Raw genomic sequence first — 20,948 nt, forward strand, 5'->3', positions numbered from 1 at the left:
CTAGGACAACTGGGACGCCAGTAGGACCTGTTAGAACTTTCCCTACTTCATCAAGGCTCGCTGCGCTCGCGGGTGGGTGGGGAGGGGGGAGGTCCCTTCAGGTTCTTCCCGGGGCGGGAGTCTGGCGGCGGTAGGACGCCGACGAGAGCGGTAGCCGGCCAGGACGAACCGAGCACGCTTCGACCCATGAGGCCCTGATCGGTGGCACGGGCGGGCGCGGGAGGGCTTCGCCCTTCCCGGGCGGTGGAGCTTCCCGGTTCGCGGCCAGGGGCGGGGGCTCTTGCCCTGTCGGGCATCCGGCGCCGGCGACCAATCGGCTTTCCAGCCGCCGCTACGGGCTACACCCCACCGGCCCGTACAACGGGCCGGCGCGGGCTCGGGGCTCGGGGCTCTGCTCCTGCCTTCGGCCCGCGCCGCCCCGGCCCCGGCCCCGCGCCACCGAAGATGCCACGGGGTAGCCCGCTTCACGCTTTGGCACGCCTTGAGAACATCGCGCCGGACCGAGCGCTGAGACCCACCCTCTTACCGCAGCACCGACACCCCAGCACGAGCGGACAGGCCCACGACCAGCCCCCAACCCGACGAGGTACCAGGACGCCGGCGGCAGGGCTCGAAGGGGACGCAGCGCCCGCGGGCGAACCGCCGCAGCGCGCGGGAAGTGAAGGGGCAGGAGAGGGGGGAAGGTGGACGAGACAGCCGGAGACCGTGGCCCGCAGGGGAAAGAGCATGCCTCCGGCGGGGGCGCTCAGGCTCCGAGAGGGAAGGGGGCAGCGCGTGCGACTGCAGGCGCATCGTGGCTGAGGTGGGGAGGGCTTCCCTCCCGCCTGCCGACGACCCAGGCAAAGCCGAGCGGACGCGGCCCAGGGCGTCAAGGTCGTTCGTACAGTAGCGCGCTCCACCTTGACGCCCTGAACCACGCCCACTCCACTCACGTGTGGGTCGACGGCAGACGGGAGGGAAGCCCAAGGGGAGTGGTGGGCGAAGACGGTCTGAAAGGTGCAGGTCAGAGCGCTTCCTTGTTCTCCTTGGGCGCCTCTCCCGACCTATGTACTGGAGGCAAGACACTCCAAGGGAAGTTGATCCACTGGTCGGTCCGCTTCCAGACGTAGTCGCACTTCACCAAGGAGTGCGACTTCTCATAGACAACCGCGCTCCGCGCCTCCGCCACGTGCGCGGCGCAGAAGTCCTGCACCAGCTTGAGCGTCTTACCGGTGTCGGCGACATCGTCGGCGATGAGGACCTTCTTGCGGCTGAGGTCCACGACATTCGGCACGGGCGGCAACATCACCGGCATGGCGAGCGTCTCACCCACACCGGTATAGAACTCCACGTTCATCACATGGAGGTTCTTCACGTCGAGCGCGTAGCCGAGCCCGCCCGCCACGAAGAGGCCGCCCCGGGCAATCGAGAGGATGATGTCCGGCTCGTACCCGTCGTCGGCCACCCGCTGCGCCAGCTCCCGGATGGCCTGCCCGAAGACTGTGTACGTCAGGTTCTCGCGCTCGTCACTCACAGGCGGCTCTTTCCACTCTCGCGTCTCGACTTCTTCTCAGCGGCTCACACGTGGGTGCGGTGAAAGTTCAGGTACGAGCGGGAGGGAGTGGGCCCGCGCTGATTCTGGTAGCGGGAGCCGTACTGCGCCGACCCGTACGGATGCTCCGCGGGTGACGTCAGCCGGAACATGCACAGCTGGCCGATCTTCATACCGGGCCACAGCTTCATGGGCAGCGTCGCCACGTTCGACAGCTCCAGCGTCACATGACCGGAGAAGCCCGGGTCGATGAAGCCCGCCGTCGAGTGCGTCAGCAGCCCCAGCCGCCCCAGCGAACTCTTCCCCTCCAGCCGCGAGGCGACATCCTCCGGCAGCGAGATCACCTCGTACGTGGACGCCAGCACGAACTCCCCGGGATGCAGGATGAACGGCTCGTCGCCCTCGGCCTCGATCAGCCGCGTCAGGTCGGGCTGCTCCACGGCGGGGTCGATGTGCGGGTAGCGGTGGTTCTCGAACACCCGGAAGAAACGGTCCAGCCGGACGTCGATGCTGGAGGGCTGCACCATCGCCGGATCGTATGGATCGATCCGCACCCGGCCGGCGTCGATCTCGGCCCGGATGTCCTTGTCTGAGAGAAGCACGGGCCGAGACTACGCGCATGAAGCGGGGCCGGCCCAATCGGACCGGCCCCGCCACAGCGAGGGACGCGCTCTCGGGCCCCCGAGAAGGCCGCGTCCCCTCTCAGCTCTCACCCCTTCCGCTGCCGCCCCACGGGCACCGCCTGCCGCAGCCGCCCGCACTGGGGACAGCGCAACAGCCGCCCTGGCCCGATCCGGGAGGACCCCAACTGCTGCATCGGGAACGTCGAGGTGCTGAACACGTGCCCCTCGGCACACCGGACAACGGTGGATTCCATCGCTTCCCTCTCCCCAGTTACGTGGATGCGTGGACGACAAAAGCCACGTTAGGGGATGAGCCCGACGCCCTACCGCCCGGCACTCCGCCCCCACCGTACGCCCCCCAACTCACCGCCCCCACACCCCGGAACAGCAGAAAGACCCAGGCCATATGCGGCCAGGGTCTCCCATGAGGTACAGTGTCCGACGACGAGCCACCCCACCATCCGGCTCCTCGCGGGCGTAGTTTAATGGTAGAACATGAGCTTCCCAAGCTCAGAGCGCGGGTTCGATTCCCGTCGCCCGCTCCACGACGAAGACCCAGGTCAGCGATCTGGGTCTTCGTTGTTGTCTGGACCAGTTCAGGCGTCCCGTGCCAGATCCGTGCCAGAACGCCCGTCGTCGTCGCGGGTGCCCTTCTTGCGCTCGGCCCGCACGAGGGCATCCAGTCCGGCGGCTACCTCCTTCTGCCGTTCGTCGTCGGAGTGCTGATAGATCAGCGCGGCCCGCTCGGACGACTGGCCAGCGCGGACCATCGTGTCCTTGAGCGTGGCGCCGGAACGCGTCGAGAGGGTGTGGCCGGTATGGCGTAGGTCATAGAACCGGAAGTCGTCCGGCAGCCCCGCCTTACGCCGAGCCCGGCTCCACTTCCGCCCGAAGGTGGAACGGCGGAACGGGGCACCTCGCTCACCGACGAACAGCAACCCGTCCGGTTCTTTCTCCGCGAACCACGCGACGTGCCGTTCGAGGTCCTTCTTCATGAAGGCCGGGAGGGTGAGGAACCGCTTCCCCGCTTCGGACTTCGTCTCACCCGGCGCCCGTTCACCGGTACACAGCTCCGGCTCCGCCCGACGAATCCAGACGCCAACACGCTCCAGGTCGACATCCGAGCGGCGCAAGCCCGCCTGTTCCTCGGGGCGGGCCGGACCGTACGCGGCGATGTAGACCATGAGGCGCCAGCGCGGCCCCATGGCGTCGGCGATGGCGTCCACCTGGGCGACGGTCGCGACGCGCCGTTCGGCTGCCGACTCCTTCCCCGCTCCCTTGATCCGGCAGGGATTGCGGCGGATCAGCTCATCCTCGACAGCCGTTTCCATGATGGCTTTCAGCAGCTGGTAGGACTTGGCCACCGTGGTCTTGGCCCCAGTCGCCTTGAGCCGTTCCATGCGCCACGTGCGCACGCGAGGCGCGGTGATCTCCTCTAGGTCGTACTCCTCAAAAGTGGGCAGCAGATGCAGACGGAGGAGACGCAGGTAAAGCTCTTCCGTAGTCGCCGACAGGCCCCTCTCATCCACCCAGGTGAGCGCGTAGTCCCGGAAGTTCACGGCCCCGGCATCAGGGTCCTGCCACTCCCCCCGGCGGATCTCCGTCCGCTTCTCGGCAAGCCAGTCGTCAGCGTCGCCTGTCGTCTCGAAGGTGAATGGCGCTGGCCTCATCACTCCGTCAGGCCCGGGATAGCGCGCCTGGTACCGCCCGGAGGGAAGCCGCCGGATCGCCCCGAAGCGGCGCCGCCTGCCTCTGCTGTTCGCCATCAGGCAGCCCTCCGGTAGCGAGAACGATGGGGGCGACGCGGCTGGACTGTGCGCGCCTCGATGTACGCGGCCAACGCACTCTCCGGGATCCGGACGTGCCGGCCGACCTTGACGAAGGTGATGCGGCGCTCGGCGATGAGTCGGCGCGGGAAGCGGGGTGTGGTGCCGAGGACTTCGGCGACCTGGTCGACGCTGAGGTGCCGGTCCGTCATCGGGCGTCGTCTCCTTCCGGGGTGTGGGTGTTGGGGGTGTCCGCGAGGGAGGCGGATAGCCATTGCTCGGTTGGGGTGAGGCCGGTTCCGGCGTAGGCCCAGTGGGCGAGCACGAGCGTCGTTTGCTCGCTGTCCATCGGCTGTGGATCGTCGCCGCGTGCGATGGCGGCTTGGAGACGGCGCCATTCGGCGCGGGCGGTGCGGAGGGCTCCGAGGGTGGTGGAGTAGCGGCGGGTCTTGGTGGAGAAGTGGCCCCGGAAGCCGAGCATGTGGGCCCAGGCGCGTAGGCGAAGGTGTTCGAGGTCTTTGCGAGCACCGAGGGCCCAGGCGGTGCGGATGAGCCGTTCAGCATGCTGCGGGAGGTTGAGGGTGGCCAGCTCGGCGACGAAGCGCAGGCGGCGGTCGAGGGTGCCCGTGGCTGTTTCGGCTCCCTTGGTGGCGTACTTGGCGATGTAGGCGGCGACCGCGCGGTCGGTCAGGGCTTGGCCGCCGTCGAGGTCGGGACCGTGGATCGTGCGGATGTCGAGCTGGCGGCCGAAGGCGAAGGTGTGGGTGCGGCCGTCGAGGACCGGGCCAGGAACGACGGCCCGTGTAGCGGCGGCGCGGATGGCGTCGCCCAGCAGCTCGGCCGTAGCCCAGTGCGGGGGCCGGGACTCGCCACCTGCCGGGCCGTCGAGGCGGATGACGGCGTGGAAGTGGACGGCGCCGCGCTTCTGGTACTCGGCGACCTTCGCGAAGGACACCCGGGCCCTCTCGGGGAGCTCTCGTTGGGTGAGTCCGGCGCGGCGTGCGATTTCGCGGCGGAGGTGGATGGTGAAGCGGCGCCAGAGCATGCCTGCGTGGGCGTTCCAGAGCACCGCGGATTCGTAGTCGTACCGTTCCGGGTCCAGCGGCGACCCGAGCGCCGGATCGTCGGCAGCGTGGCGACGGCCGCAGCGGCAGGGACGAGTGCCAGGCCGGTTATGGACCGGGCCGAAGCTCGGCGCGGTGAACGTCGCGAAGACGCGTGGGTGAGCGGTGACCTCTTCCGGGGTGCCCTTGCCGCCGCGTAGTCCGGCGGTGATGAGGTGGAAGGTGTCGCGGCGGTAGGTCTCGGCGCAGGCGGCACAGCGGGTGGTGCGGCGGTTGCCGCAGCGGACCAAGAGGTCACCGGCCGGAAGCTCGGCGGAATCGAGTCGGCGCAGGGCCGGGCCGATCTCGCCGGTGGTGGTGTCGAGGTTGTGTTCGGTGCGGTGGCCGGCCAGGCGGATGGGGTGGGTGCAGCCGCCCAGGCCGGAGAGCTGGCGGAGGATACCGGGCAGGGAGCCGGTCGCGGCGAGGTTTGCCAGCTCTGCGAGCGGGGCGGGGTTCGTGCGCGCGATGATGGTGCTTCTCCTTCTCTGACTTACGAGTACGGGAAGGGGCCGGGCTGCCGGGGCGGCGGATGCTTGGCGGTATCGAGGCCGCCCCGGTGGCCGTTCAGCGGTGGTGGATGCCGCTGCGGGAGCTGAGGAGCGAGCGCAGGACGAGCGCGGCCACGGCGACGGACACGGCCGTCACGGCGACGGCGGCCAGGAGCGCGATGACGACCACACCGCCGACGATCACGGCAGCGACGACTCCCGAGCTGACCGAGGGCAGCGACCGCTGCGGCGGCGTGGCGACGGGTGCGGAGTGCTGGCAGCCGCAGGCCGGGACGTGCGTGTGTTGGGTCGTCGTCGGCAGGTTCGGGTTGGGAGTCTCGGGGAGTTGGGGGCGCAGGAACATCAGTTGTCCTCCTGTCAGTCGTGGGTGCCGTTGACGGTTTCGACTCCGGTGCGGGTGCCGTTGTCGATGGCGGGGGCGAGGATGGTGTCGGCGAGGTAGAAGCCGAACAGGGCGATCACGACGACGAGCCAGACGCGGACGCCGAGGAACTTCACGGCGCCCCACACGAGCAGGCCCAGGACAACGCCTAGAGGCAGGTTCACGGACATGCGGGGACTCCTTTCAGCGGATGGGGCAGCGGTGGGTGCGTGCGGCCAGTTCGGCGGCGGCGCGTGAGTCGTAGTCGGCGGAGAAGCCGCAGCGCGGGGCGGTGCAGGCGGCGGTGTGCTTCTCACGGCCCCGGCCGTCGTTGGCGGTCCCGACCTGTACGGGGCCGATGCGGGCCACGGAGCGGAAGCGGCGGTTGAGCGGCATAGCGCAGTCCTCCAGTTCGGTCAGGTGAGTTGGGCGGCAATCTGGTCGGCGAGCGGTGCAGGGACACCGAGACGGGCGCGAAGGGTGTCAGCATCGATGGGGGCGCCGGTGCGCGTCTGGTGGGCGTCGGCGATCTTGCGTGCGTGCTCGATGAGGGCGGTTGGGACGGCAGCCGAGGACGCGGGAGCCGGGTCCGGGTGCACTGGTTCGACCGTCAGGGCGGGCTCCGCCTCCGGGGCAGCGTCAGCGGCCGGTGTCGTACTGCTGTGGGCGAGGAGGGTTCCGCCGAGGAAGGCCAGCGCAGGCCACCCGGCGACGAGGATGCGGAGCCAGTCGGGCACGTCGCCCAGGTCGAGGAGTCCGGCAGTGGCGATGTTGGCGCCCAGGGAGGCCGTGAGGGCGACGAGGAACCAGCACCAGCCCGCCGCCCGGTCACGACCCGAGCGCAGCCGACGCCAGGCAGCCACAAGCAGAAGGTCAACCGACACCGGGTAGGCCCAGGCTTTCCAGCCGTCTTGCCCGGCCGCCGAGGCCAGGTCGTGCAGGTGCGCGAAGGACAGCGCAGCAGCGATGACCGCCTGTACGAGCACGGCATCTACGCGGGCGAGGTGCGCGCGCATGGGTGGCACCTCCTTTCGTTTTCGGCATGGGAGGGGTAGGGAGTTGGCGCGAGGGCAGGCGCGCCGGCCGAGTCGGAGAGTGGAAGGTCAGGCGGTAGCGGGCCGGGTCTTGGTCAGCGACGTTGACGAGACAGCCGGGGCGGCGGGCCGGAACGGCTTGAGTGCAGGCAGGTCCGGCGCCAGGTGCGCGGTGCGCTCACAGCGGGCGGCGGCATCAGCCAAGGACAGGTGGGGGGTGCGGATGCGCGACCAGCCACCAGAGGTGTCACCGGCCACCGCGAGCCCAGGCCGCTCAGGAGCCATGGTGCAGGCGGCGCAGACCGCTTCGGGGGCGATGTCCCCGAGCGCCATCTTGGCCGAGGGCTCGTCGTTCACGCGGTGGCAGACGCGGCCGGAGAGCTGGGCCCGGAGCATGGTGGCCCCCTTGCCCAGCTCGGCACCGAACCGCTGCCCGCACACCTCCAGATAGATCCCAGCGGCACGGCCGAGCTGGGCGAGGCGGATGAGCTGGGTGACCATCTCGTCCCGTCGTTCCTCGTCCTTTCGGGAGGCGACGAGGAACAGTTCAGCGACCTCATCCACGAACAGCACGATCGGCACCGGCCGTTCGCCCTCCGGCAGACCCCACACGTCCGAGGTGATCTCTTCATCCGGCGTGGTGGGGGCGATGCCCTGCCGGGCGCGTATCAGGTCGTAGCGGTCCTCCATCTCCTGTACCAGTGCACGAAGCAGCTCGGCAGCCTGCCCCGGGTCGGTGGCCAGCGCGGACAGTCGCGGAGCGAAGGGCGCCAGCTCGACGCCGCGCTTGCAGTCGATACCGGCCAGTGCGACCGGCTGACCGGCGAGCCCGGTGATCAGGTGCCGCAGGTACATCGACTTACCTGACAGCGTTGCGCCGAGCACCAGTTCATGCGGGATGGCGCGGAAGTCGCGTAGGAACGCGGTTGCGTCCTCCCGCAGCGCCACCGGCACCCGCAGGAACCCGCCACCGGCCTTACGCGGCATCCGCACCCGTCGCAGCACATCGAAGCCGACCAGCCGCAGCTCGACCACACCGGGCTTGACCGGCTCGACATAGACGGCGTGCACGCCCCACGCATGCCGCAGTCGCTCAGCGGACGCGGCTACGTCGGCCGGTTCCTGCCCCGGCGCGAGCCGCAGCCGGAGCCGCAGGCCGGTCGAGGTCGGCCGCAGCATCCCCCGACGAGGAGGAACCGGCCGTACCTCCCGCCGCATCGTGGCCCGCACAGCCAGCGCCCGCAGACGAGAGGGCTCTACGGTCAGCCCGCAGGAGTCCATGACCGATCCGTACGAGCCCACCAGGCGCAGAGCCGAGGCAGGCATGCCCAGCGTGGACCAGTACGCGGCCGGGTGCTGGGCCCGGAGGTAGGCACCCCCGCCGCCCAGTGCAGCCACCGGGCCGCCTACCTCCATCAGCGTCATCAGCTCGGACACGGGTCAGGCCCCCATGCCAGCCGGAACGGCGCCCGGGGCGACAGCGGCAGCGCGGTAGGCGATGCCGTGCCGCTGCTGACCGTTGAATACCGACTCCCACGGCCGAGCCACCAGACCCGGCAGCGAGACCGGAGCACCCAGCGCCAGCCCTTCAGTGATGCCGCTCTCGGGCACGGTCACGTGGATCAGCGAGGACTCACCCTCGTCGATGTAGACGACGCCGACCTTCATCAGCGTTTCGCCACTGGTGGCGTCCTTGGCGATCTCACCGGTCTGTCGATCCCGCACCTTCGGCTCAGGTGCTTCGGTCAGCAGGATCGTGGCGGTAGAGGTTTCAACTCGGATAGTGCGCAAGGGTTTTCTCTCCTTTGTACGTACACCGAGACCGAGGGCTAGTCATCTAGACAAGCTCTCTTCGTGATAGATCCCGGCGAGCTGTTGGGATGCGGACCACTGTGCCACAAGTCTTGCCCACTCGTCTATACGAGTATGCCTCTGGGTGTGTACGAGTCCGGAGAGACGACCCTGTGCCATGGTTGCCAGAGCTCCCAAGGAGCGTCAGTTGGCGGGGAGTTGGTAGGCCAGTACGTAGGCGTCGGCGGCCATGACGGTGTCGCAGACCTCGACCGCGCGGCCCTCGGTGTCGTAGGCGGTGCGGATCAGGCTGATGACCGGTACGCCGGAGGACAGCCGCAGCATCTTGACCTCGGCCGGGGAGGGCATCCGGGCGCGGACCTCTTCGTCGAAGTGGTCCAAGCGGTGGCCGAGCTCTTCCAGCCGGGCGTAGATGCCACCGGGCCCCGGGTTGGGTTCGGCGATCTGCGTACCGCGTGCCAGGTCCAGCGGCAGGTAGGAGACGGCGAACTCGACCGGCCGCCCGTCCAGCAGATAGCGCCGACGCCGGGCGAGGACCTTGCGGGCCGAGCCGAGCCGAGCGGAGATGTCCGGGGTGGGCTTCTCTTCCCGGACCTCCAAGCTGTCCACCTCGGGCTTGCTCCCCGCGGCTTCCGCCTCCACGGTGAACGCCGACTTTCCCTGATCACGGTGCCGACGTGCGAACCGGTCGGAGGCGAGTCGCCGCACAGGGGGCCGTGGCCGGACGAAGACGCCCTTGCCGTGTTCGGACGAGACCAGCCCTTCGCTCTGGAGGATGGAGAGAGCGTTGCGAACCGTCATCCGTGAGACGCCGAAGTGCTCAACCAGCTCCGATTCGGAGGGCAGCTTGGCGCCTTCCTTGAAGCGGCCCTTGTCGATGGCTTCCCGGATCTGGTCGGCAATCTGCCGGAAGACCGCTCGGTCGCTGGTGGGGTCCAGCGCCCCGAGAATGCCGGAGGGAAGAGCCGCCATGGTGTGTACTCCTTTGGATATCTAGACGAGATGCTGAGTACCGTTGCTACGGTGGAGAAGCCTAGCCATCTGAGGGGACCGAGGAACGTGAGTAGCGCAGAGCGCCCCCACTCCGTAAGCGTCGCAGGGGTCATCGTTGACGACGCGGGCCGAGCGCTGCTCATCCAGCGCCGCGACAACGGACAGTGGGAGCCACCCGGCGGCGTCCTCGAACCCGGGGAGACCATCCCCGACGCGCTTCAACGCGAGGTCCTCGAAGAGACCGGGTACAAGATCGCACTCCCCGCGACCCTCACGGGCATCTACAAGAACATGACAGGCTTGATCGTCTCCATGGTCTTCCGCTGCGAAGCGGCCGACGGCTCTCCGACCACCGGGGAGGAGACCTACGCCCTTCGCTGGGCCACCCGCGAAGAGGTCACCCAGCTCGCCGACGAGGCATACGCGGTCCGCGTCCTGGACGCGCTCGACGGGGCATCCCCGCCGGCCATCCGGGCCCACGACGGCGTGCGACTCATCTAGAACACTTCCACTACCCATAGCGGCCACCAGCATGGAGGAACTTGTATGCACGAGTATATGAGTGACTGGCGGATCTGGGAACTCACCTGCCCAGGACTCCCCGAAGAGATCGGCCGAGCCCGCCGCTGGACCCGTGACGTCCTGCGCGACAGCCCCCACGCCGACGACGCCGCACTGATCGTGAGCGAGCTGGGCTCGAACGCGCTGATGCACTCGGCGAGCGGCAGCCCCAACGGGAGCTTCCATGTCTCCCTGCACCGCTCGCGCGGAACTGTCGTCCTGGCGGTCACGGACACCGGAGGCAGCACGACGAAGCCTCACGTCGAGACCCCGGGCGAGGACGACACCCACGGCCGGGGCCTCAGCCTCGTGACAGCACTGGCCAGCCGCGTACGCGTCACCGGAGACGACTACGGCCGGACCGTCACCGTCGAGATGGCCGACGAGACGAACCAACCGACCCGACTCGCACCGCCAGGCGGACACACGGCACTGCCCGCACGGAGGCCGACACCATGACCACCCAGCCGCTTCCCACAACGTGGGTCTACTACTGCGAGTGCTACGTCAACGAACGCCGACTCGGCACCTACGACGCCCACAGCCCTCGCGAAGCCCTGCGCTGGGTCCGTATCAGCCTCATGATGATCGCCATGACGCTGGACGAAGAGCCCTACCGAGAGGCCCGTGCCTGGCTCGACCACGGCCAACCAACAGCAGCCCGCGACCTCGAACAGGGCAAGCCCCACACGCTCACCCTCAAGCAACGCACCACAGCAGCGACTTGGACAGTCAGCCCAATAGCCTGCCCGCCAGCTCACCAGGCGCGTGCGTAACAACTTTCTCTACGACTTCAAGGCGGCCCGCTGACGCGGGCCGCGCGCGCTGGCGGCCCGTGGCCGCCGCCCGCTCCTGTCTCCGCCCCGCTCCGCGCCGACCCCGACCCGCTCAGCGCGCAGGCCAGCGCAGCAACCGAGTTTCTCGGTTGGGCGAGTTCGGACCACTTCGTCACATGCCCGGTCATCGGCGGACGCCCGGCGGCACGAACACGACCAGAGGCACAACGCCGACGAGGCCCGTGGCGCGGCGCCCGGCTTCGTCGCGGGCTGCGGGCCGGTCCCGCCATCACAAAGTGGCCGGCCGGGGCTTCGCGAAGGCGTCTGCGGGCCAACGATCAAGGCTGGAAAGCGTGGCTGATGACGGTGGGTGGTTGGGGTGACCACGTGCGGGTGCTCGGCATCCATCCCACCGTCGTGGCTGACTTTCTCCGCTTGAGGTAGCAGCGGCACTCGAAGATTCGGGGGCCCAGATCGGGCACTTTGTGCTGGCGAAGAGCCAGCCCGATTCGCTGGCGAGCGCGAGGCCCCGATATCTCGCACAAAAGCAGCTCTACCCCCTAAGCGTTACGCCTTCCGTCACGAAGCGTCGCGCTCGCCTGCTGCACAAAGTGATCGAACGCAGCCTCTGCTTCATTGAGGTTCATCAACGATTCGTAGTTGCGGGCTTCTGCGTTCGAGATTGCTTCGTCATTTCCCCTCCCCCAGGCGTACATGTAAGGTCCCACCGCCCGCACAGCTTGCTTGGCAGCCTCTAGCACTGGCAGAGAGAGGGCGTCATCACCGTCCAATAGCGCGATGCGTCGATGACGCCGCTCAAGATCACCGAACAGGGATTCAGAGCGATGCACCATTGCCGCGTATTGGTCGAAACTGCGAACTATCCAGAGTGACGTGGCTACCCGCAGGATCTGCGGCTGAAGCTCTTCCCACACCGTGCAGAAGTCTGCGTACGCTTGGTAGCGATCCGAAAGAAGGGAACCCGCTGCGATCGTCAGTTGCTGGATGTCGCGCGCCTGCACCGCAGGGCCTTGTACGGTCGCGTGATCGAACGTGTTGGCTGTGTGTACCTCCGGGTGGCTCCAATCCGGGTGGTCATCAGGCGACTCCATGCCCCGCATGATACGAGGCGGCGGGTGCATGGGGCTCCTGTGTCTGTGTTGTGCGGAGGGTCCAGGCAGCGCTGGTGGGCCAGCGGCTACTGCCCGCGCTGGTCAGGGCGGAGGGGACGACAGCATGGTGAGCCGGTGGCCCCGTGGGGTTAGGCATACGCGCACCTAATCGTTCGGCGCTCCCGCCGTCGTGGCAGCTGCCAGTGGCGAAGGCCCACGCGAGTCCCGTTGCGGTACAGCAGCGAAGTACAGCAACTCCACCAACCGTTGCGGTCTGAAGCTGCCTCTCTCCCTGCGAAGCGGCCGGTATGAGCCTCACCGACCGATCTCTGTAGAGCTTGTAAACAGAAGGTCGTCGACCCCAAGCCTACGGAGAGAAGCTTGCCCTCCTACCCGTCTGCGGACGTGGTCAGGGCCTTTCGCGCTTCCTTCAGGTAGTGATCCAGCGCCTGTCTGATATCGCCTGTGTAGTCGCCGCTGAATCCGATGGGGCGCCCGTCGTCGTGAGTGTCCCCGCCGCTCATGTTCCAGACGAGCGCGGTGTGGTGAAGATCGTTGAACGCCTTCATCGTCTTGTTAGCGGCCTCGCTGACCACCTCGGGCCCTTCCAGACTCACGGCCGCGAGGGCACGTTGCAACGCAGACCGGTGCTGATCAATCGCGTGCTCGATGCGCCCCGAGTCGGCTTCTTGCGTCTCTTCTTCCCAGAGACCCACGAGGGCAACGTGGGCTTCCCGACAGGCGAGCAGGAAGTCGCTGTATGTGCGCTTCCTGGGCTCCCGGAGCTGAAGTTTCGCGTCCGAGATCATCTGTCGCTCGGCCTGCCGGTTTGCGAAGAAGTTTCCGCCGATCGCGGCCAACGCGGTGATGACGCCAACAAGTACCGTTTCCATCTCTGCGCCCTCCCCTGGGACCGCTTTCGCTCGGCGGTCGCTGCGATGGGAAGACGCCCGTCCCACCGCGAAGGTTGTAGCCGCACGCGCCCTTGTGAATCGTCCACCTACGTGGCACACAGTTAGTGGGCGGGGTGACACGGCGAGGGGGCTGCGCATGTCTGGGCAGGGTGAGCGTCGCGCCAAGCCATCGGCTTGGGCTATCGAACGGTTCGGACGGCAGGCGAGCAAACTCACCAGGGCGGTTCCGGTACAACTGGCGCGAGCTCACGCGCGGGCTCACGCTGTGCACCTCACGGCAGGGCTGAAAAAACGAGGCCCATATGGTTCCACTCTCGCCGAGTGCGTACGCGTGAACCTGGCCGACACTGCCCGCGAACTCGGCGAGTCCGTCCGAGAGATCCGGGGATTCGAATACGCGGTGATCAACAACCACGCTCTCTTCCCCTACAAGTACGCAGACAGGCCAAGACCGCTCGACCAGGCCCGGCTCCCCTCCAACGCGTCACCCACACGGCGCCGGCTGTTCCGCGCCCACGGGCCGGAACCACAGGACGGCTTGTTCGAGCTCAACGACGACCTGACGACAGAGGAGTACCGCCAACTAGAGGAAGCGTTTGAGGAGCTAGGGGCCTCTACGAAGCTGGTATGCGTCTTCTTCACAGCCGATCAAGAAGACGGCATCCATGCCATCCACTGGGGAGAGGCTCACCTCGAACCCGACCGCACCTTCACATGGCTGCACAGCGAACAGCTTCCCGTCGCACACCCACCGCCCGACTGACCGGAGACAGGAGCGAAAGGCCAGGACAGCGCTGGGGTGAACGAACTCACTCGTGGCTAGCCATCAGGGCGATGCCCAGAGGGAGAGCAAGCCAGCTCCCGTTCCGGACAGAATCCCAAGAGCTGTCATCACGACGGGCCTGGTAAAACGAGGGACCGTCAGGTCAAGTACGGCCAGCTCAATCCGCTCCTTGGTGAAGAGAACGTCGTATCCCGTACTCTCAGACGGAAGCTCCTCCCGTATGAGGCGCTCCTTCTCTTCGCTTGGCAGTGTTGGATCCGACTTGATCTCTTCTTCGCGCGCTCTCTTGGCACGCAGCGCTGAGTGCCGTTCGGCAAAGCTGTTACGGAGGGACACGAGCGCCGCGATAGGCAGTGCGCCAGCCAGGAGCATCAGAGCCGTGATCGTCCACTTCATAGCCTTTCTCTGCCCTCAGTGAACCTCTAGGAAGCTGCCCTCCGGAACCTTTGCAGTACAGCAGCGAAGTACAGCAACCACTGCGACCCGGCCGGATGCCTGCAGCTCCAAGCGCCGAGCTGGCCGACCCAGGAGACCTCAGCGGCTGGCGTGCGCGCAGTTCGCAACGAAAGGCTCGGTCCGCGTGCCATAGGCGTGCCAGAACTGACGGTCAGCCCCGGTCAACTACGGCAACACGAACGCCAACCGTGATGGCCAGCCGACCGTAGCCAGGCAGGCCAGACGCCCAACCCAGCACCACCACCCCGTGATTCCCAAGCTCAGAGCGCGGGTTCGATTCCCGTCGCCCGCTCAGAGAGAAACCCCCAGGCCGAAGGCCCGGGGGTTCGTTCATTGTCGAGCAGCGACATGCACCGCTCAGGCCGCATACGGGGTGAAGGTTACCCGGGAGTCCTCCGCTGTGAGCGCAACGTTCAGCGAGCCGTCCAGGGCCTTGGCAAGGCGACGCAGCAGAGGAAGCGTCGGGACGGTGTCTCCACCCTCGATGCGCGAGATCTGCGGTTGCGTCATCTCCGCACGATCGGCCAGTTCGGTCTGAGACAGGCCGAGTTCGACGCGGCGGTCGTAAATGGCCTGTCCGAGGTCACCGGCGAGACGTGCGTCGATGTACTCCTGGTCGTACTCCACAGCTTCACCGAGAAGCTGCTTGGTACGACGCGTCTTCCACTGGTTGTGGTTCATCACGCCTCCCTGACTCGGTCGAAGGTGTGCTGGGCCGGGCCGTGCTCGGCCTCGCAGGCTTTCTGCGCCTGATGGGCCCGCTCGATCTCGGCAGTCTCATGCATTCTGGTCTTGCGGAAGACGGTCAGCAGCACGATCCGACGGCCCAGGGCGAGCCAGTAGGGGATACGGACGGCATCCCCGTCGAGCGCCAGCCGCAGCTCACGCTGCTTGCCGCCCAGATGGCGCGAATACGGCTCGCCGAGTGTCGTGGGCTCGGCCAGTAGACGGTCCGCCTTGTCCTCCACGCGGCGATAGAGGCGGAAGGGCAGCAAATCGAGCCAGTCCGCACCTCGGGCTCTACCTCGATCACATACTGCCCATCCATGCTCTCAACGATATATGCGTTAGATTGCATACCGCAAGCTCACGCAAGGGGCCATGGGAGGTCAGCGGCCACTGGCTGCTGCCAAGTACCGGCTAAAGCAGCACGGGCACGTACCACGACATCGCCCGGCGGGGCGCTCTGCGCCACCCCCGGAGGGGGCACCCAGTCCATCTGACGCCAAGTCAGCCGAAGCCATACCTGCAACCGCGACCAGGGCACGTGGGAACGCGGAGCTCAGCACCGTCGGCCGCCGTGCCCGATGCGTGCCCGTCAGGGCGGCGATTCACGGTCAACAGCGGCTCTCCAGGACCTGCCCGGCAATGGCCAGGGAGCCACGTCTCAACAGGTCAGCACCTGGTTCCCCGCTTGACCTCCGGTACTTCCCAAGCTCAGAGCGGGGGTTCGATTCCCGTCGCCCGCTCCGACGACTCAGGCCCAGGACAGGGACGTGATCCCCAGCCTGGGCCCTTGTATTGTCCAGACCTTCGAAGCGAATTGCACCAGATCCGCGTCAGAAGGCTCCCCGTCGCCCTTCTCGGCGGCTCCCTCGCCTTCGCCGGCCCCGAAGACCGCACCGTCTACAGCCACGCGATGAACCACCTTGGCGGCGCCCCAACGACGTCCGTGCAACCTCACTGGGCGACGCAGTGGGCAAGTAGTCGGCATCGCCCTGTTGCCCCGTGCAACCGGAAAGGAGTGGAGCGAGCGAGGCAACGTGATCTCCCCATGCCGCTGCGGCGGTCTGCGCTGGACGAAGGTCGCCCATACCCGTCAGTTGCCGCCTATCCGGGGTTCCAGGCTCCTGTGGCAGCGGTTTCTCGTACGTAGTCGGCGAAGTCCCGCGGCTCGCGGCCCAGGGCTTGCTGCACGCCGTCGGCGAGGTGGGACCTGCGGCCGTCGAAGACCTCCGCCATGAGGTCTGCCAGCTGGGCGGCGAATGGGGCGGGCGTGCCCTGGTCGATCAGAGTGGCGATGAACCGCTCGGTGGTGACGGGCATGTAATCGATCTCGCGGTTGGTCTCGTTCGCGATCTCCGCGACCGCGTCCGCGAAGGTCATCAGCCGCGGACCGGTCACGTCGTAGGTGCGGCTGGTGTGACCGGGTTCCGTCAGAGCCGCGACTGCGACGTCGGCGATGTCCTCGGCGTCGGTAAAGGGCTCCGTCACGCCTCCGACCGGCAGCGCCACCAAGCCTGCTCGGATCGCTCCGGCGATCACGTCCTCGCTGAAGTTCTGTGTGATGAAGCCCGTGCGGATGACGGTCCACTCGGTGCCGGACTGCTGCACGGCCTGCTCACAGCGCACGGCCTCCTCCGCGCCGCGATCCGCCACCAGTACGAGGTGCTGCACGCCGCTGCGGGCCGCCAAGGAGGAGAACGAACGGACTGCGGCTGCGGCGCCCGGGAATGCCGCGTCCGGGATGTAGGCCACGTAGACGGATCGGACTCCGCGCAGGGCGGGCGCCCATGTGGCCTGGTCCCGCCAATCGAAGGGTGGTTCACCCTTTCGGGAACCGATTCTCACCGGCCACCCGCGTGCTCGGAGTCGGGATACGATCCGGCGCCCGGTCTTGCCGGTTCCGGCAAGGACCAGGGTGAGTTGGTCTTCCATTGGCTTCTTCATGCTGCCAGTCAACGACTTGACGCGTGGGTGGGCCATCGTTGAGAAACGCGTGTTCGTGCTCGTGCGTCTAAGCTGCTGTCCATGGACCCGCTGGCGAGCCTCCTTGACGGTCTGAGAGCCAGGGGAGCCTTCGTGCAGCGGTCCATCCTCGATCCGCCGTGGTCGGTTCGGGTCCAGGACGGGGCGCTGGTGTGTGTCGTGACGGTCGTGCGGGGTGCGGCATGGGCGATTCCGCACCGCGGCGAGGCGGTGCGGCTCGGCCGTGGCGACGTTGCGGTGATGAGAGGGCCGGAGCCCTATACGTTCGCCGATCATCCCCAGTCACCGGTCCAGGTCGTCATCCACCCCGGCAGACGGCGCACCACCCCGGGCGGGGCAGCATTGCGCCAGGACATGGAACTGGGGCTGCGGACCTGGGGCACCAGCCCGAGCGGCTCGACGACCCTGGTGATCGGCAAGTACCAAAGGCCCGACGAGGTCGGCTGGGGGCTGCTTCGGGTGCTGCCCCCGCTGTTGGTTCTCAACGCTGATGCCTGGCACTCGGCCTCACTGGGGGAGGTGCTCGCCCACGAGGTCGCCCGGCAGGGCCCCGGACAGGACGCGGTGCTGGACCGGCTGGTGGATCTGCTTCTCGCCGACGTTCTGCGGACATGGTTCGCGCGTCCGGGCGAGGACCCCCCAGTCTGGTACTGGGCCCACAGCGACCCGGTGATCGGCCCCGCTCTTGTACTCCTGCACTCCGACCCGGCCCGGCCGTGGACCGTCGGTGCTCTGGCGGCCGAGGTCGGGGTCTCCCGGGCAGCGCTCGCCCGCCGGTTCATCGACCTGGTGGGTGAGCCGCCGATGAAGCATCTCACCAGCTGGCGCATGAGCATTGCGGCTCGCCTCCTCCGGGAGCCGGGTGGAAACACCCTTGAGAGTGTGGCCAGGCAGGTGGGCTACGGGAGCGCCTCCGCATTCAGCACGGCGTTCAAACGCGTGCACGGCATCAGCCCGCAGCAGTACCGCACCGGGGACTGACCAGCACTGATGAGGCTGAATGCCATGGCTGGGTGAGAATCCGGTTCGCCGCTTCCTCCTGCAGGCCGTGCTCACACACCCTGCGGGAGGAACCTTGTCGACCTCTCCAGCCTGAGAAACCGCTGTCTTCCCAGTTGTGATCGCCTAGTTCCGCAGGTCAGGTGTAAGGCCGGCTCTTCAGAAACGAAGGGATGGCACGTCGTGTCGTTTCTTCTGTGGAGGTACTGGGTGGGTGCCGTCGGTGAGGGGGTTTGGTCGAGGAGCGGGAGCCGGTCGTCGCCCGGAAGCGGGTGGAATCGCTGCGGGATGAGGTGGACCGGCTCGTGGCCGAGTCGTGCGAGGTCGGGGCCGCGCAAAACCGCCTGGTGATCGCGAAGGAGACGGTGAGCCAGGTGCTGTCGGAGTCGGGTCGGCCTGCTGTCGCTCAAAATCGGCTGTACATGTCGATGTCGCTCGACGGATACGTCGCCGGCCCGGACGATCGGCCAGGACAGGGGCTCGGACGCGACGGCGGACGGCTTTTCAACTGGTCGACGATCGGGAGTCCGACGGTCCGAGCGGCCAGGTCTTCCGCGAAGCGATGGCGACCGGCGCGGTGATCTACGGCCGTCGGACATTCGAACTCGACCTCGTTCGACGGCTCGACGGCTCGACGATCGAGACGTCACACACCTTCGCTGCCGGGTGCGCCGACCCGGGGTGGCCACATGAAGACGCTCTTCGTCGCCTATCGCCTCACCGGCCTGGACCGCACGCGAAGAGTTACGGCCGATGCGTTCAGGGCTCGGAAGGTGGGTCGCCTGAGCGGTCCGAGGTCGGCCAGACATAAGGCAGGTCATTCGGCACGTCGGGGAAGAGCGGCGCGTAGATGTCCGGGTCCTTGCGTACCAGCGCTGAGCGGTGACTGCGGTGGAAGGCATCGTCGCCGAGCCATGGCGGCAGTTCCCCGGCGGCCGCCAGTTGTGCCTGGTGACGCACGGACGTACCGGGACGGAAGACGCGGAGGTCGGAAACCAGTGTGGGCGCACAGCGGTCCTGGTGGCCCTGTTCACGCCACAAGTTGCAGACTTCCAGGCCGTATCGGACCAGCGCTTCCTCATAGCCCGTCCACATCCGCACGGCTGGGTGGTGGCGCCAGCCGTAGCCAGGCACGGTGAGACCACGCAGGACCTGCAAGGCTTCGACCCGCTGTTTTCCGAGTCGTCGACGGTCCAGAACCATGGCCGAGGACCTGAAGTCGGCGAAGGGCAGGAAAGTCTGCATGCCGTCACCCCTGCCGTCACCCCTGCCAGGCAGGGATCTCCTCGTAGGGAAGGAGCGCCTGCCGGTGCGAAATGGAGCCAGTCGTCGGCCTCCTCCCAGGACTACCACGCCCGACGGAGACCCGCACCACCAGGCCGACCGACAGGAGGAAGCCGCCCCCACGGACGGCGTCCACGAAGTCCGTGAGGGTGGGGCAGTCGTTGCTGATTCGGCTTGCTGCCCGGTGGTGCCCGCCCCGGCGGGCACCACCACCCGGTGGATCGAGCCAGGTCAGTAGTCGATGCGGTCGGACTTGGCGACCCAGGCGTTGAACGGCGCTGTGCGGTTGGGGAGGTCCAGCTGTTCGACCTGCATCGGCCACAGCGAGGAGGGCTTCTTCTCGAACAGGTCGTAGAACTTGCGGTCGTCGAACCCGGCCACCGCGGCGTCGTGTCGGTCGGCGGCGAAGACGAGCCGGTCGATGCGCGCCCACAGGGAGGTGGCCAGGCACATCGGGCACGGCTCGCAGGAGGTGATCAGGGTGCAGCCGTCGAGGGCGAAGGTGCCCAGTTCCTTGCAGGCGGCGCGGATCGCGTTGACCTCGGCGTGGGCGCTGGGGTCCAGGGTCGCGGTGACCTGATTGTGCGCGTCGGCGACGACCTGACCGTCCTTGGCGACCAGGGCGCCGAAGGGGCCGCCGCCGCTGGTGGCGCTGGTGGTGGCCAGCGTGATGGCCTGCTCCATCCAGGCGCGCTCGGACTCGTGGAGGCTGGTTTCCTGGGTGCTGGTGGTCATGGGTGCTCCTTCTCGGTGCGGGGGGGGGAGGGGGAAGGGTGCGAGGGCCGGGCGGTGAGGGGGGCCGCGCCGTTCAGTGGCGGGTCTGTTCGAAGGTCCGCAGCAGGTCAGCCGCGACGCTCACCGCGATCGTGGCGGGTTCCTTACCGGTGATCTCGGGCATGCCGATCGGGGTCTTGATCCGGTCGATGGTGGTGTCGTCGTGGCCGCCCTCCGTCGCCAGGCGCTTGCGGAACCGCGCCCATTTGGCGGCGGAGCCGATCAGTCCGATCGAGCCGAGACCGGGGGTGCGCAGGGCGGCGTCGCACAGCGCGGCGTCCTCGGCGTGATCGTGGGTCATGATCAGGACATGGGTGCCGGGGGCGAGCCCCGCCAGCGCTTCCTCCGGAAGCAGCGGTGTGTGGTGCAGGTGGATCTGCGCCACCGCGTCCGCGAGCACGCCGAGCCGTTCGTCGGTGAGCATCTCGGTACGGCTGTCGATCAGATGCAGATCGAGGTTGTGCCGGGCCAGGATGCGGGCCAGCTCGAAGCCGACGTGCCCGACCCCGAAGAGGGCCACCGCCGGGACCACCGGCAGCGGTTCGAGCAGAACGCTGACGGCTCCGCCGCAGCACTGCACCCCGTGCCTGCTGGTGACCTTGTCGTTGAGGGCGAAGTCCATCAGCTCGGGCTCCGGCTCCGTCGTGCCGAGCAGCTCCCGGGCCCGGTCGATCGCGACGGCCTCGATGTTGCCGCCGCCGATCGAACCCCACGTCTCGGACCGGCCCACGACGAGTTTGGCACCGGCCTTGCGGGGGGCGTGGCCGCGTACGGTCGCGACGGTCGCGAGCACGCCGGGTTCCCGGCGGGCCCGCAACCGCGCGACCGCGGCCACCCAGGCCAT

Annotated in this window: 25 protein-coding genes, 1 tRNA gene and 2 pseudogenes; 7 read left to right on the plus strand and 21 right to left on the minus strand. The window is 67.9% G+C overall.

Going from position 1 to position 20,948, the window contains the following annotated elements:
- Positions 1-1,003: 1,003 nt before the first annotated feature.
- Complete coding sequence (locus JW592_RS28015; protein ID WP_209268039.1) at positions 1,004-1,513, minus strand: phosphoribosyltransferase; 510 nt, start codon at positions 1,511-1,513, stop codon at positions 1,004-1,006.
- A gap of 44 nt (positions 1,514-1,557) precedes the next feature.
- Positions 1,558-2,133, minus strand: coding sequence for a dCTP deaminase (gene dcd, locus JW592_RS28020; protein ID WP_209268040.1), 576 nt, complete (start codon positions 2,131-2,133; stop codon positions 1,558-1,560).
- Between the two features lie 492 nt (positions 2,134-2,625).
- On the opposite strand from dcd, the gene JW592_RS28025 reads away from it, so the two are divergent.
- Positions 2,626-2,699: transfer RNA gene (locus tag JW592_RS28025), tRNA-Gly, on the plus strand.
- A gap of 51 nt (positions 2,700-2,750) precedes the next feature.
- Here the strand turns inward: JW592_RS28025 and JW592_RS28030 are convergent.
- The 10 genes from JW592_RS28030 to JW592_RS28075 all read right to left on the minus strand — a co-directional run bounded on the left by JW592_RS28030 (position 2,751) and on the right by JW592_RS28075 (position 9,714).
- Complete coding sequence (locus tag JW592_RS28030; protein WP_209268041.1) at positions 2,751-3,920, minus strand: tyrosine-type recombinase/integrase; 1,170 nt, start codon at positions 3,918-3,920, stop codon at positions 2,751-2,753.
- Entirely contained in the window at positions 3,920-4,132 is a 213-nt protein-coding gene (locus JW592_RS28035) for an excisionase family DNA-binding protein (protein WP_209268042.1), read from the minus strand. Before JW592_RS28035 ends, JW592_RS28030 begins: the two co-directional genes overlap by 1 nt.
- Positions 4,129-5,433: a replication initiator gene (locus tag JW592_RS28040; RefSeq protein ID WP_209268109.1), complete on the minus strand. Its 1,305-nt coding sequence runs from the start codon at positions 5,431-5,433 to the stop codon at positions 4,129-4,131. The genes JW592_RS28035 and JW592_RS28040 overlap by 4 nt, the downstream gene beginning before the upstream one ends.
- Positions 5,434-5,590: 157 nt before the next feature.
- On the minus strand, positions 5,591-5,878 hold the full coding sequence (locus tag JW592_RS28045; RefSeq protein WP_209268043.1) for a hypothetical protein: 288 nt from the start codon (positions 5,876-5,878) through the stop codon (positions 5,591-5,593).
- 14 nt (positions 5,879-5,892) lie between these two features.
- Positions 5,893-6,087, minus strand: a complete 195-nt coding sequence (locus JW592_RS28050; protein WP_209268044.1) for a hypothetical protein — start codon at positions 6,085-6,087, stop codon at positions 5,893-5,895.
- A 13-nt stretch (positions 6,088-6,100) separates the two neighbouring features.
- Entirely contained in the window at positions 6,101-6,292 is a 192-nt protein-coding gene (locus JW592_RS28055; protein WP_209268045.1) for a mobile element transfer protein, read from the minus strand.
- Positions 6,293-6,312: 20 nt separating this feature from the next.
- Positions 6,313-6,912, minus strand: coding sequence for a DUF2637 domain-containing protein (locus JW592_RS28060; protein ID WP_209268046.1), 600 nt, complete (start codon positions 6,910-6,912; stop codon positions 6,313-6,315).
- An 87-nt stretch (positions 6,913-6,999) separates the two neighbouring features.
- Positions 7,000-8,367 carry an FtsK/SpoIIIE domain-containing protein gene (locus JW592_RS28065; protein WP_209268047.1) on the minus strand — a complete coding sequence of 456 codons (1,368 nt, stop codon included), beginning with the start codon at positions 8,365-8,367 and terminating at the stop codon, positions 7,000-7,002.
- Positions 8,368-8,370: 3 nt separating this feature from the next.
- Positions 8,371-8,721, minus strand: a complete 351-nt coding sequence (locus JW592_RS28070) for an SCO3933 family regulatory protein (RefSeq protein WP_209268048.1) — start codon at positions 8,719-8,721, stop codon at positions 8,371-8,373.
- Between the two features lie 204 nt (positions 8,722-8,925).
- Entirely contained in the window at positions 8,926-9,714 is a 789-nt protein-coding gene (locus JW592_RS28075; RefSeq protein ID WP_209268049.1) for a GntR family transcriptional regulator, read from the minus strand.
- A gap of 87 nt (positions 9,715-9,801) precedes the next feature.
- On the opposite strand from JW592_RS28075, the gene JW592_RS28080 reads away from it, so the two are divergent.
- The 3 genes from JW592_RS28080 to JW592_RS28090 are packed head-to-tail and all read left to right on the plus strand — an operon-like array spanning position 9,802 to position 11,072.
- On the plus strand, positions 9,802-10,236 hold the full coding sequence (locus JW592_RS28080; protein WP_209268050.1) for an NUDIX hydrolase: 435 nt from the start codon (positions 9,802-9,804) through the stop codon (positions 10,234-10,236).
- Positions 10,237-10,281: 45 nt separating this feature from the next.
- A complete protein-coding gene (locus JW592_RS28085; protein WP_209268051.1) occupies positions 10,282-10,755 on the plus strand; it encodes an ATP-binding protein in 474 nt (157 codons plus the stop codon).
- Positions 10,752-11,072 (plus strand): hypothetical protein, encoded by a 321-nt coding sequence (locus JW592_RS28090; protein WP_209268052.1) that lies wholly within the window; start codon positions 10,752-10,754, stop codon positions 11,070-11,072. Before JW592_RS28085 ends, JW592_RS28090 begins: the two co-directional genes overlap by 4 nt.
- Positions 11,073-11,632: 560 nt before the next feature.
- On the opposite strand, the gene JW592_RS28095 is transcribed toward JW592_RS28090, so the two are convergent.
- Together JW592_RS28095 and JW592_RS28100 are read right to left on the minus strand one after the other, a co-directional pair.
- Positions 11,633-12,184 carry a hypothetical protein gene (locus tag JW592_RS28095; RefSeq protein WP_209268053.1) on the minus strand — a complete coding sequence of 184 codons (552 nt, stop codon included), beginning with the start codon at positions 12,182-12,184 and terminating at the stop codon, positions 11,633-11,635.
- Positions 12,185-12,573: 389 nt separating this feature from the next.
- Positions 12,574-13,077, minus strand: coding sequence for a hypothetical protein (locus JW592_RS28100; protein WP_209268054.1), 504 nt, complete (start codon positions 13,075-13,077; stop codon positions 12,574-12,576).
- A gap of 352 nt (positions 13,078-13,429) precedes the next feature.
- On the opposite strand from JW592_RS28100, the gene JW592_RS28105 reads away from it, so the two are divergent.
- Positions 13,430-13,861, plus strand: a complete 432-nt coding sequence (locus JW592_RS28105; protein WP_229376993.1) for a hypothetical protein — start codon at positions 13,430-13,432, stop codon at positions 13,859-13,861.
- Positions 13,862-13,924: 63 nt separating this feature from the next.
- Here JW592_RS28105 and JW592_RS28110 read toward each other — a convergent pair whose 3' ends face one another.
- The 4 genes and pseudogenes from JW592_RS28110 to JW592_RS28125 form a co-directional block, all read right to left on the minus strand.
- A complete protein-coding gene (locus tag JW592_RS28110) occupies positions 13,925-14,278 on the minus strand; it encodes a hypothetical protein (RefSeq protein ID WP_209268056.1) in 354 nt (117 codons plus the stop codon).
- Between the two features lie 417 nt (positions 14,279-14,695).
- Positions 14,696-15,019 (minus strand): helix-turn-helix domain-containing protein, encoded by a 324-nt coding sequence (locus JW592_RS28115; RefSeq protein WP_099882997.1) that lies wholly within the window; start codon positions 15,017-15,019, stop codon positions 14,696-14,698.
- Positions 15,019-15,386, minus strand: a pseudogene (locus tag JW592_RS28120) (type II toxin-antitoxin system RelE/ParE family toxin). The gene JW592_RS28115 and the pseudogene JW592_RS28120 overlap by 1 nt, the downstream one beginning before the upstream one ends.
- 782 nt (positions 15,387-16,168) lie before the next feature.
- Positions 16,169-17,008: an NAD(P)H-binding protein gene (locus JW592_RS28125; protein WP_307805576.1), complete on the minus strand. Its 840-nt coding sequence runs from the start codon at positions 17,006-17,008 to the stop codon at positions 16,169-16,171.
- Between the two features lie 81 nt (positions 17,009-17,089).
- Between JW592_RS28125 and JW592_RS28130 the strand changes: the two genes are divergently transcribed.
- Together JW592_RS28130 and JW592_RS28135 are read left to right on the plus strand one after the other, a co-directional pair.
- On the plus strand, positions 17,090-18,028 hold the full coding sequence (locus JW592_RS28130; RefSeq protein WP_209268057.1) for an AraC family transcriptional regulator: 939 nt from the start codon (positions 17,090-17,092) through the stop codon (positions 18,026-18,028).
- 440 nt (positions 18,029-18,468) lie between these two features.
- Positions 18,469-18,653: pseudogene (locus JW592_RS28135) on the plus strand (dihydrofolate reductase family protein); the annotation flags it as partial.
- 152 nt (positions 18,654-18,805) lie between these two features.
- Here JW592_RS28135 and JW592_RS28140 read toward each other — a convergent pair.
- The 3 genes from JW592_RS28140 to xdhC form a co-directional block, all read right to left on the minus strand.
- The gene (locus JW592_RS28140) at positions 18,806-19,291 is read right to left on the minus strand and encodes an MSMEG_6728 family protein (protein ID WP_209268058.1); all 486 of its coding nucleotides are present in this window, start codon (positions 19,289-19,291) and stop codon (positions 18,806-18,808) included.
- Between the two features lie 270 nt (positions 19,292-19,561).
- The gene (locus JW592_RS28145; protein WP_209268059.1) at positions 19,562-20,065 is read right to left on the minus strand and encodes a nucleoside deaminase; all 504 of its coding nucleotides are present in this window, start codon (positions 20,063-20,065) and stop codon (positions 19,562-19,564) included.
- Positions 20,066-20,138: 73 nt separating this feature from the next.
- Positions 20,139-20,948 carry a xanthine dehydrogenase accessory protein XdhC gene (xdhC, locus tag JW592_RS28150; protein WP_209268060.1) on the minus strand — a complete coding sequence of 270 codons (810 nt, stop codon included), beginning with the start codon at positions 20,946-20,948 and terminating at the stop codon, positions 20,139-20,141.

It is taken from the genome of Streptomyces spirodelae (assembly GCF_017676385.1).
GTDB classification, from domain to species: Bacteria; Actinomycetota; Actinomycetes; order Streptomycetales; family Streptomycetaceae; genus Streptomyces; species Streptomyces spirodelae.

What these genes read in the sequence shown, in the direction of transcription:
- JW592_RS28110 (WP_209268056.1), bottom strand. Translation starts at nt 14,278, where the DNA reads ATGAAGTGGACGATCACGGCTCTGATGCTCCTGGCTGGCGCACTGCCT.
- JW592_RS28035 (WP_209268042.1), bottom strand. Translation starts at nt 4,132, where the DNA reads ATGACGGACCGGCACCTCAGCGTCGACCAGGTCGCCGAAGTCCTCGGC.
- JW592_RS28115 (WP_099882997.1), bottom strand. Translation starts at nt 15,019, where the DNA reads ATGAACCACAACCAGTGGAAGACGCGTCGTACCAAGCAGCTTCTCGGT.
- JW592_RS28075 (WP_209268049.1), bottom strand. Translation starts at nt 9,714, where the DNA reads ATGGCGGCTCTTCCCTCCGGCATTCTCGGGGCGCTGGACCCCACCAGC.
- xdhC (WP_209268060.1), bottom strand. Translation starts at nt 20,948, where the DNA reads ATGGCCTGGGTGGCCGCGGTCGCGCGGTTGCGGGCCCGCCGGGAACCC.
- JW592_RS28090 (WP_209268052.1), top strand. Translation starts at nt 10,752, where the DNA reads ATGACCACCCAGCCGCTTCCCACAACGTGGGTCTACTACTGCGAGTGC.
- JW592_RS28050 (WP_209268044.1), bottom strand. Translation starts at nt 6,087, where the DNA reads ATGTCCGTGAACCTGCCTCTAGGCGTTGTCCTGGGCCTGCTCGTGTGG.
- JW592_RS28130 (WP_209268057.1), top strand. Translation starts at nt 17,090, where the DNA reads ATGGACCCGCTGGCGAGCCTCCTTGACGGTCTGAGAGCCAGGGGAGCC.
- JW592_RS28055 (WP_209268045.1), bottom strand. Translation starts at nt 6,292, where the DNA reads ATGCCGCTCAACCGCCGCTTCCGCTCCGTGGCCCGCATCGGCCCCGTA.
- JW592_RS28030 (WP_209268041.1), bottom strand. Translation starts at nt 3,920, where the DNA reads ATGGCGAACAGCAGAGGCAGGCGGCGCCGCTTCGGGGCGATCCGGCGG.
- JW592_RS28100 (WP_209268054.1), bottom strand. Translation starts at nt 13,077, where the DNA reads ATGGAAACGGTACTTGTTGGCGTCATCACCGCGTTGGCCGCGATCGGC.
- JW592_RS28095 (WP_209268053.1), bottom strand. Translation starts at nt 12,184, where the DNA reads ATGGAGTCGCCTGATGACCACCCGGATTGGAGCCACCCGGAGGTACAC.
- JW592_RS28045 (WP_209268043.1), bottom strand. Translation starts at nt 5,878, where the DNA reads ATGTTCCTGCGCCCCCAACTCCCCGAGACTCCCAACCCGAACCTGCCG.
- JW592_RS28060 (WP_209268046.1), bottom strand. Translation starts at nt 6,912, where the DNA reads ATGCGCGCGCACCTCGCCCGCGTAGATGCCGTGCTCGTACAGGCGGTC.
- JW592_RS28125 (WP_307805576.1), bottom strand. Translation starts at nt 17,008, where the DNA reads ATGAAGAAGCCAATGGAAGACCAACTCACCCTGGTCCTTGCCGGAACC.
- JW592_RS28085 (WP_209268051.1), top strand. Translation starts at nt 10,282, where the DNA reads ATGCACGAGTATATGAGTGACTGGCGGATCTGGGAACTCACCTGCCCA.
- JW592_RS28140 (WP_209268058.1), bottom strand. Translation starts at nt 19,291, where the DNA reads ATGCAGACTTTCCTGCCCTTCGCCGACTTCAGGTCCTCGGCCATGGTT.
- JW592_RS28145 (WP_209268059.1), bottom strand. Translation starts at nt 20,065, where the DNA reads ATGACCACCAGCACCCAGGAAACCAGCCTCCACGAGTCCGAGCGCGCC.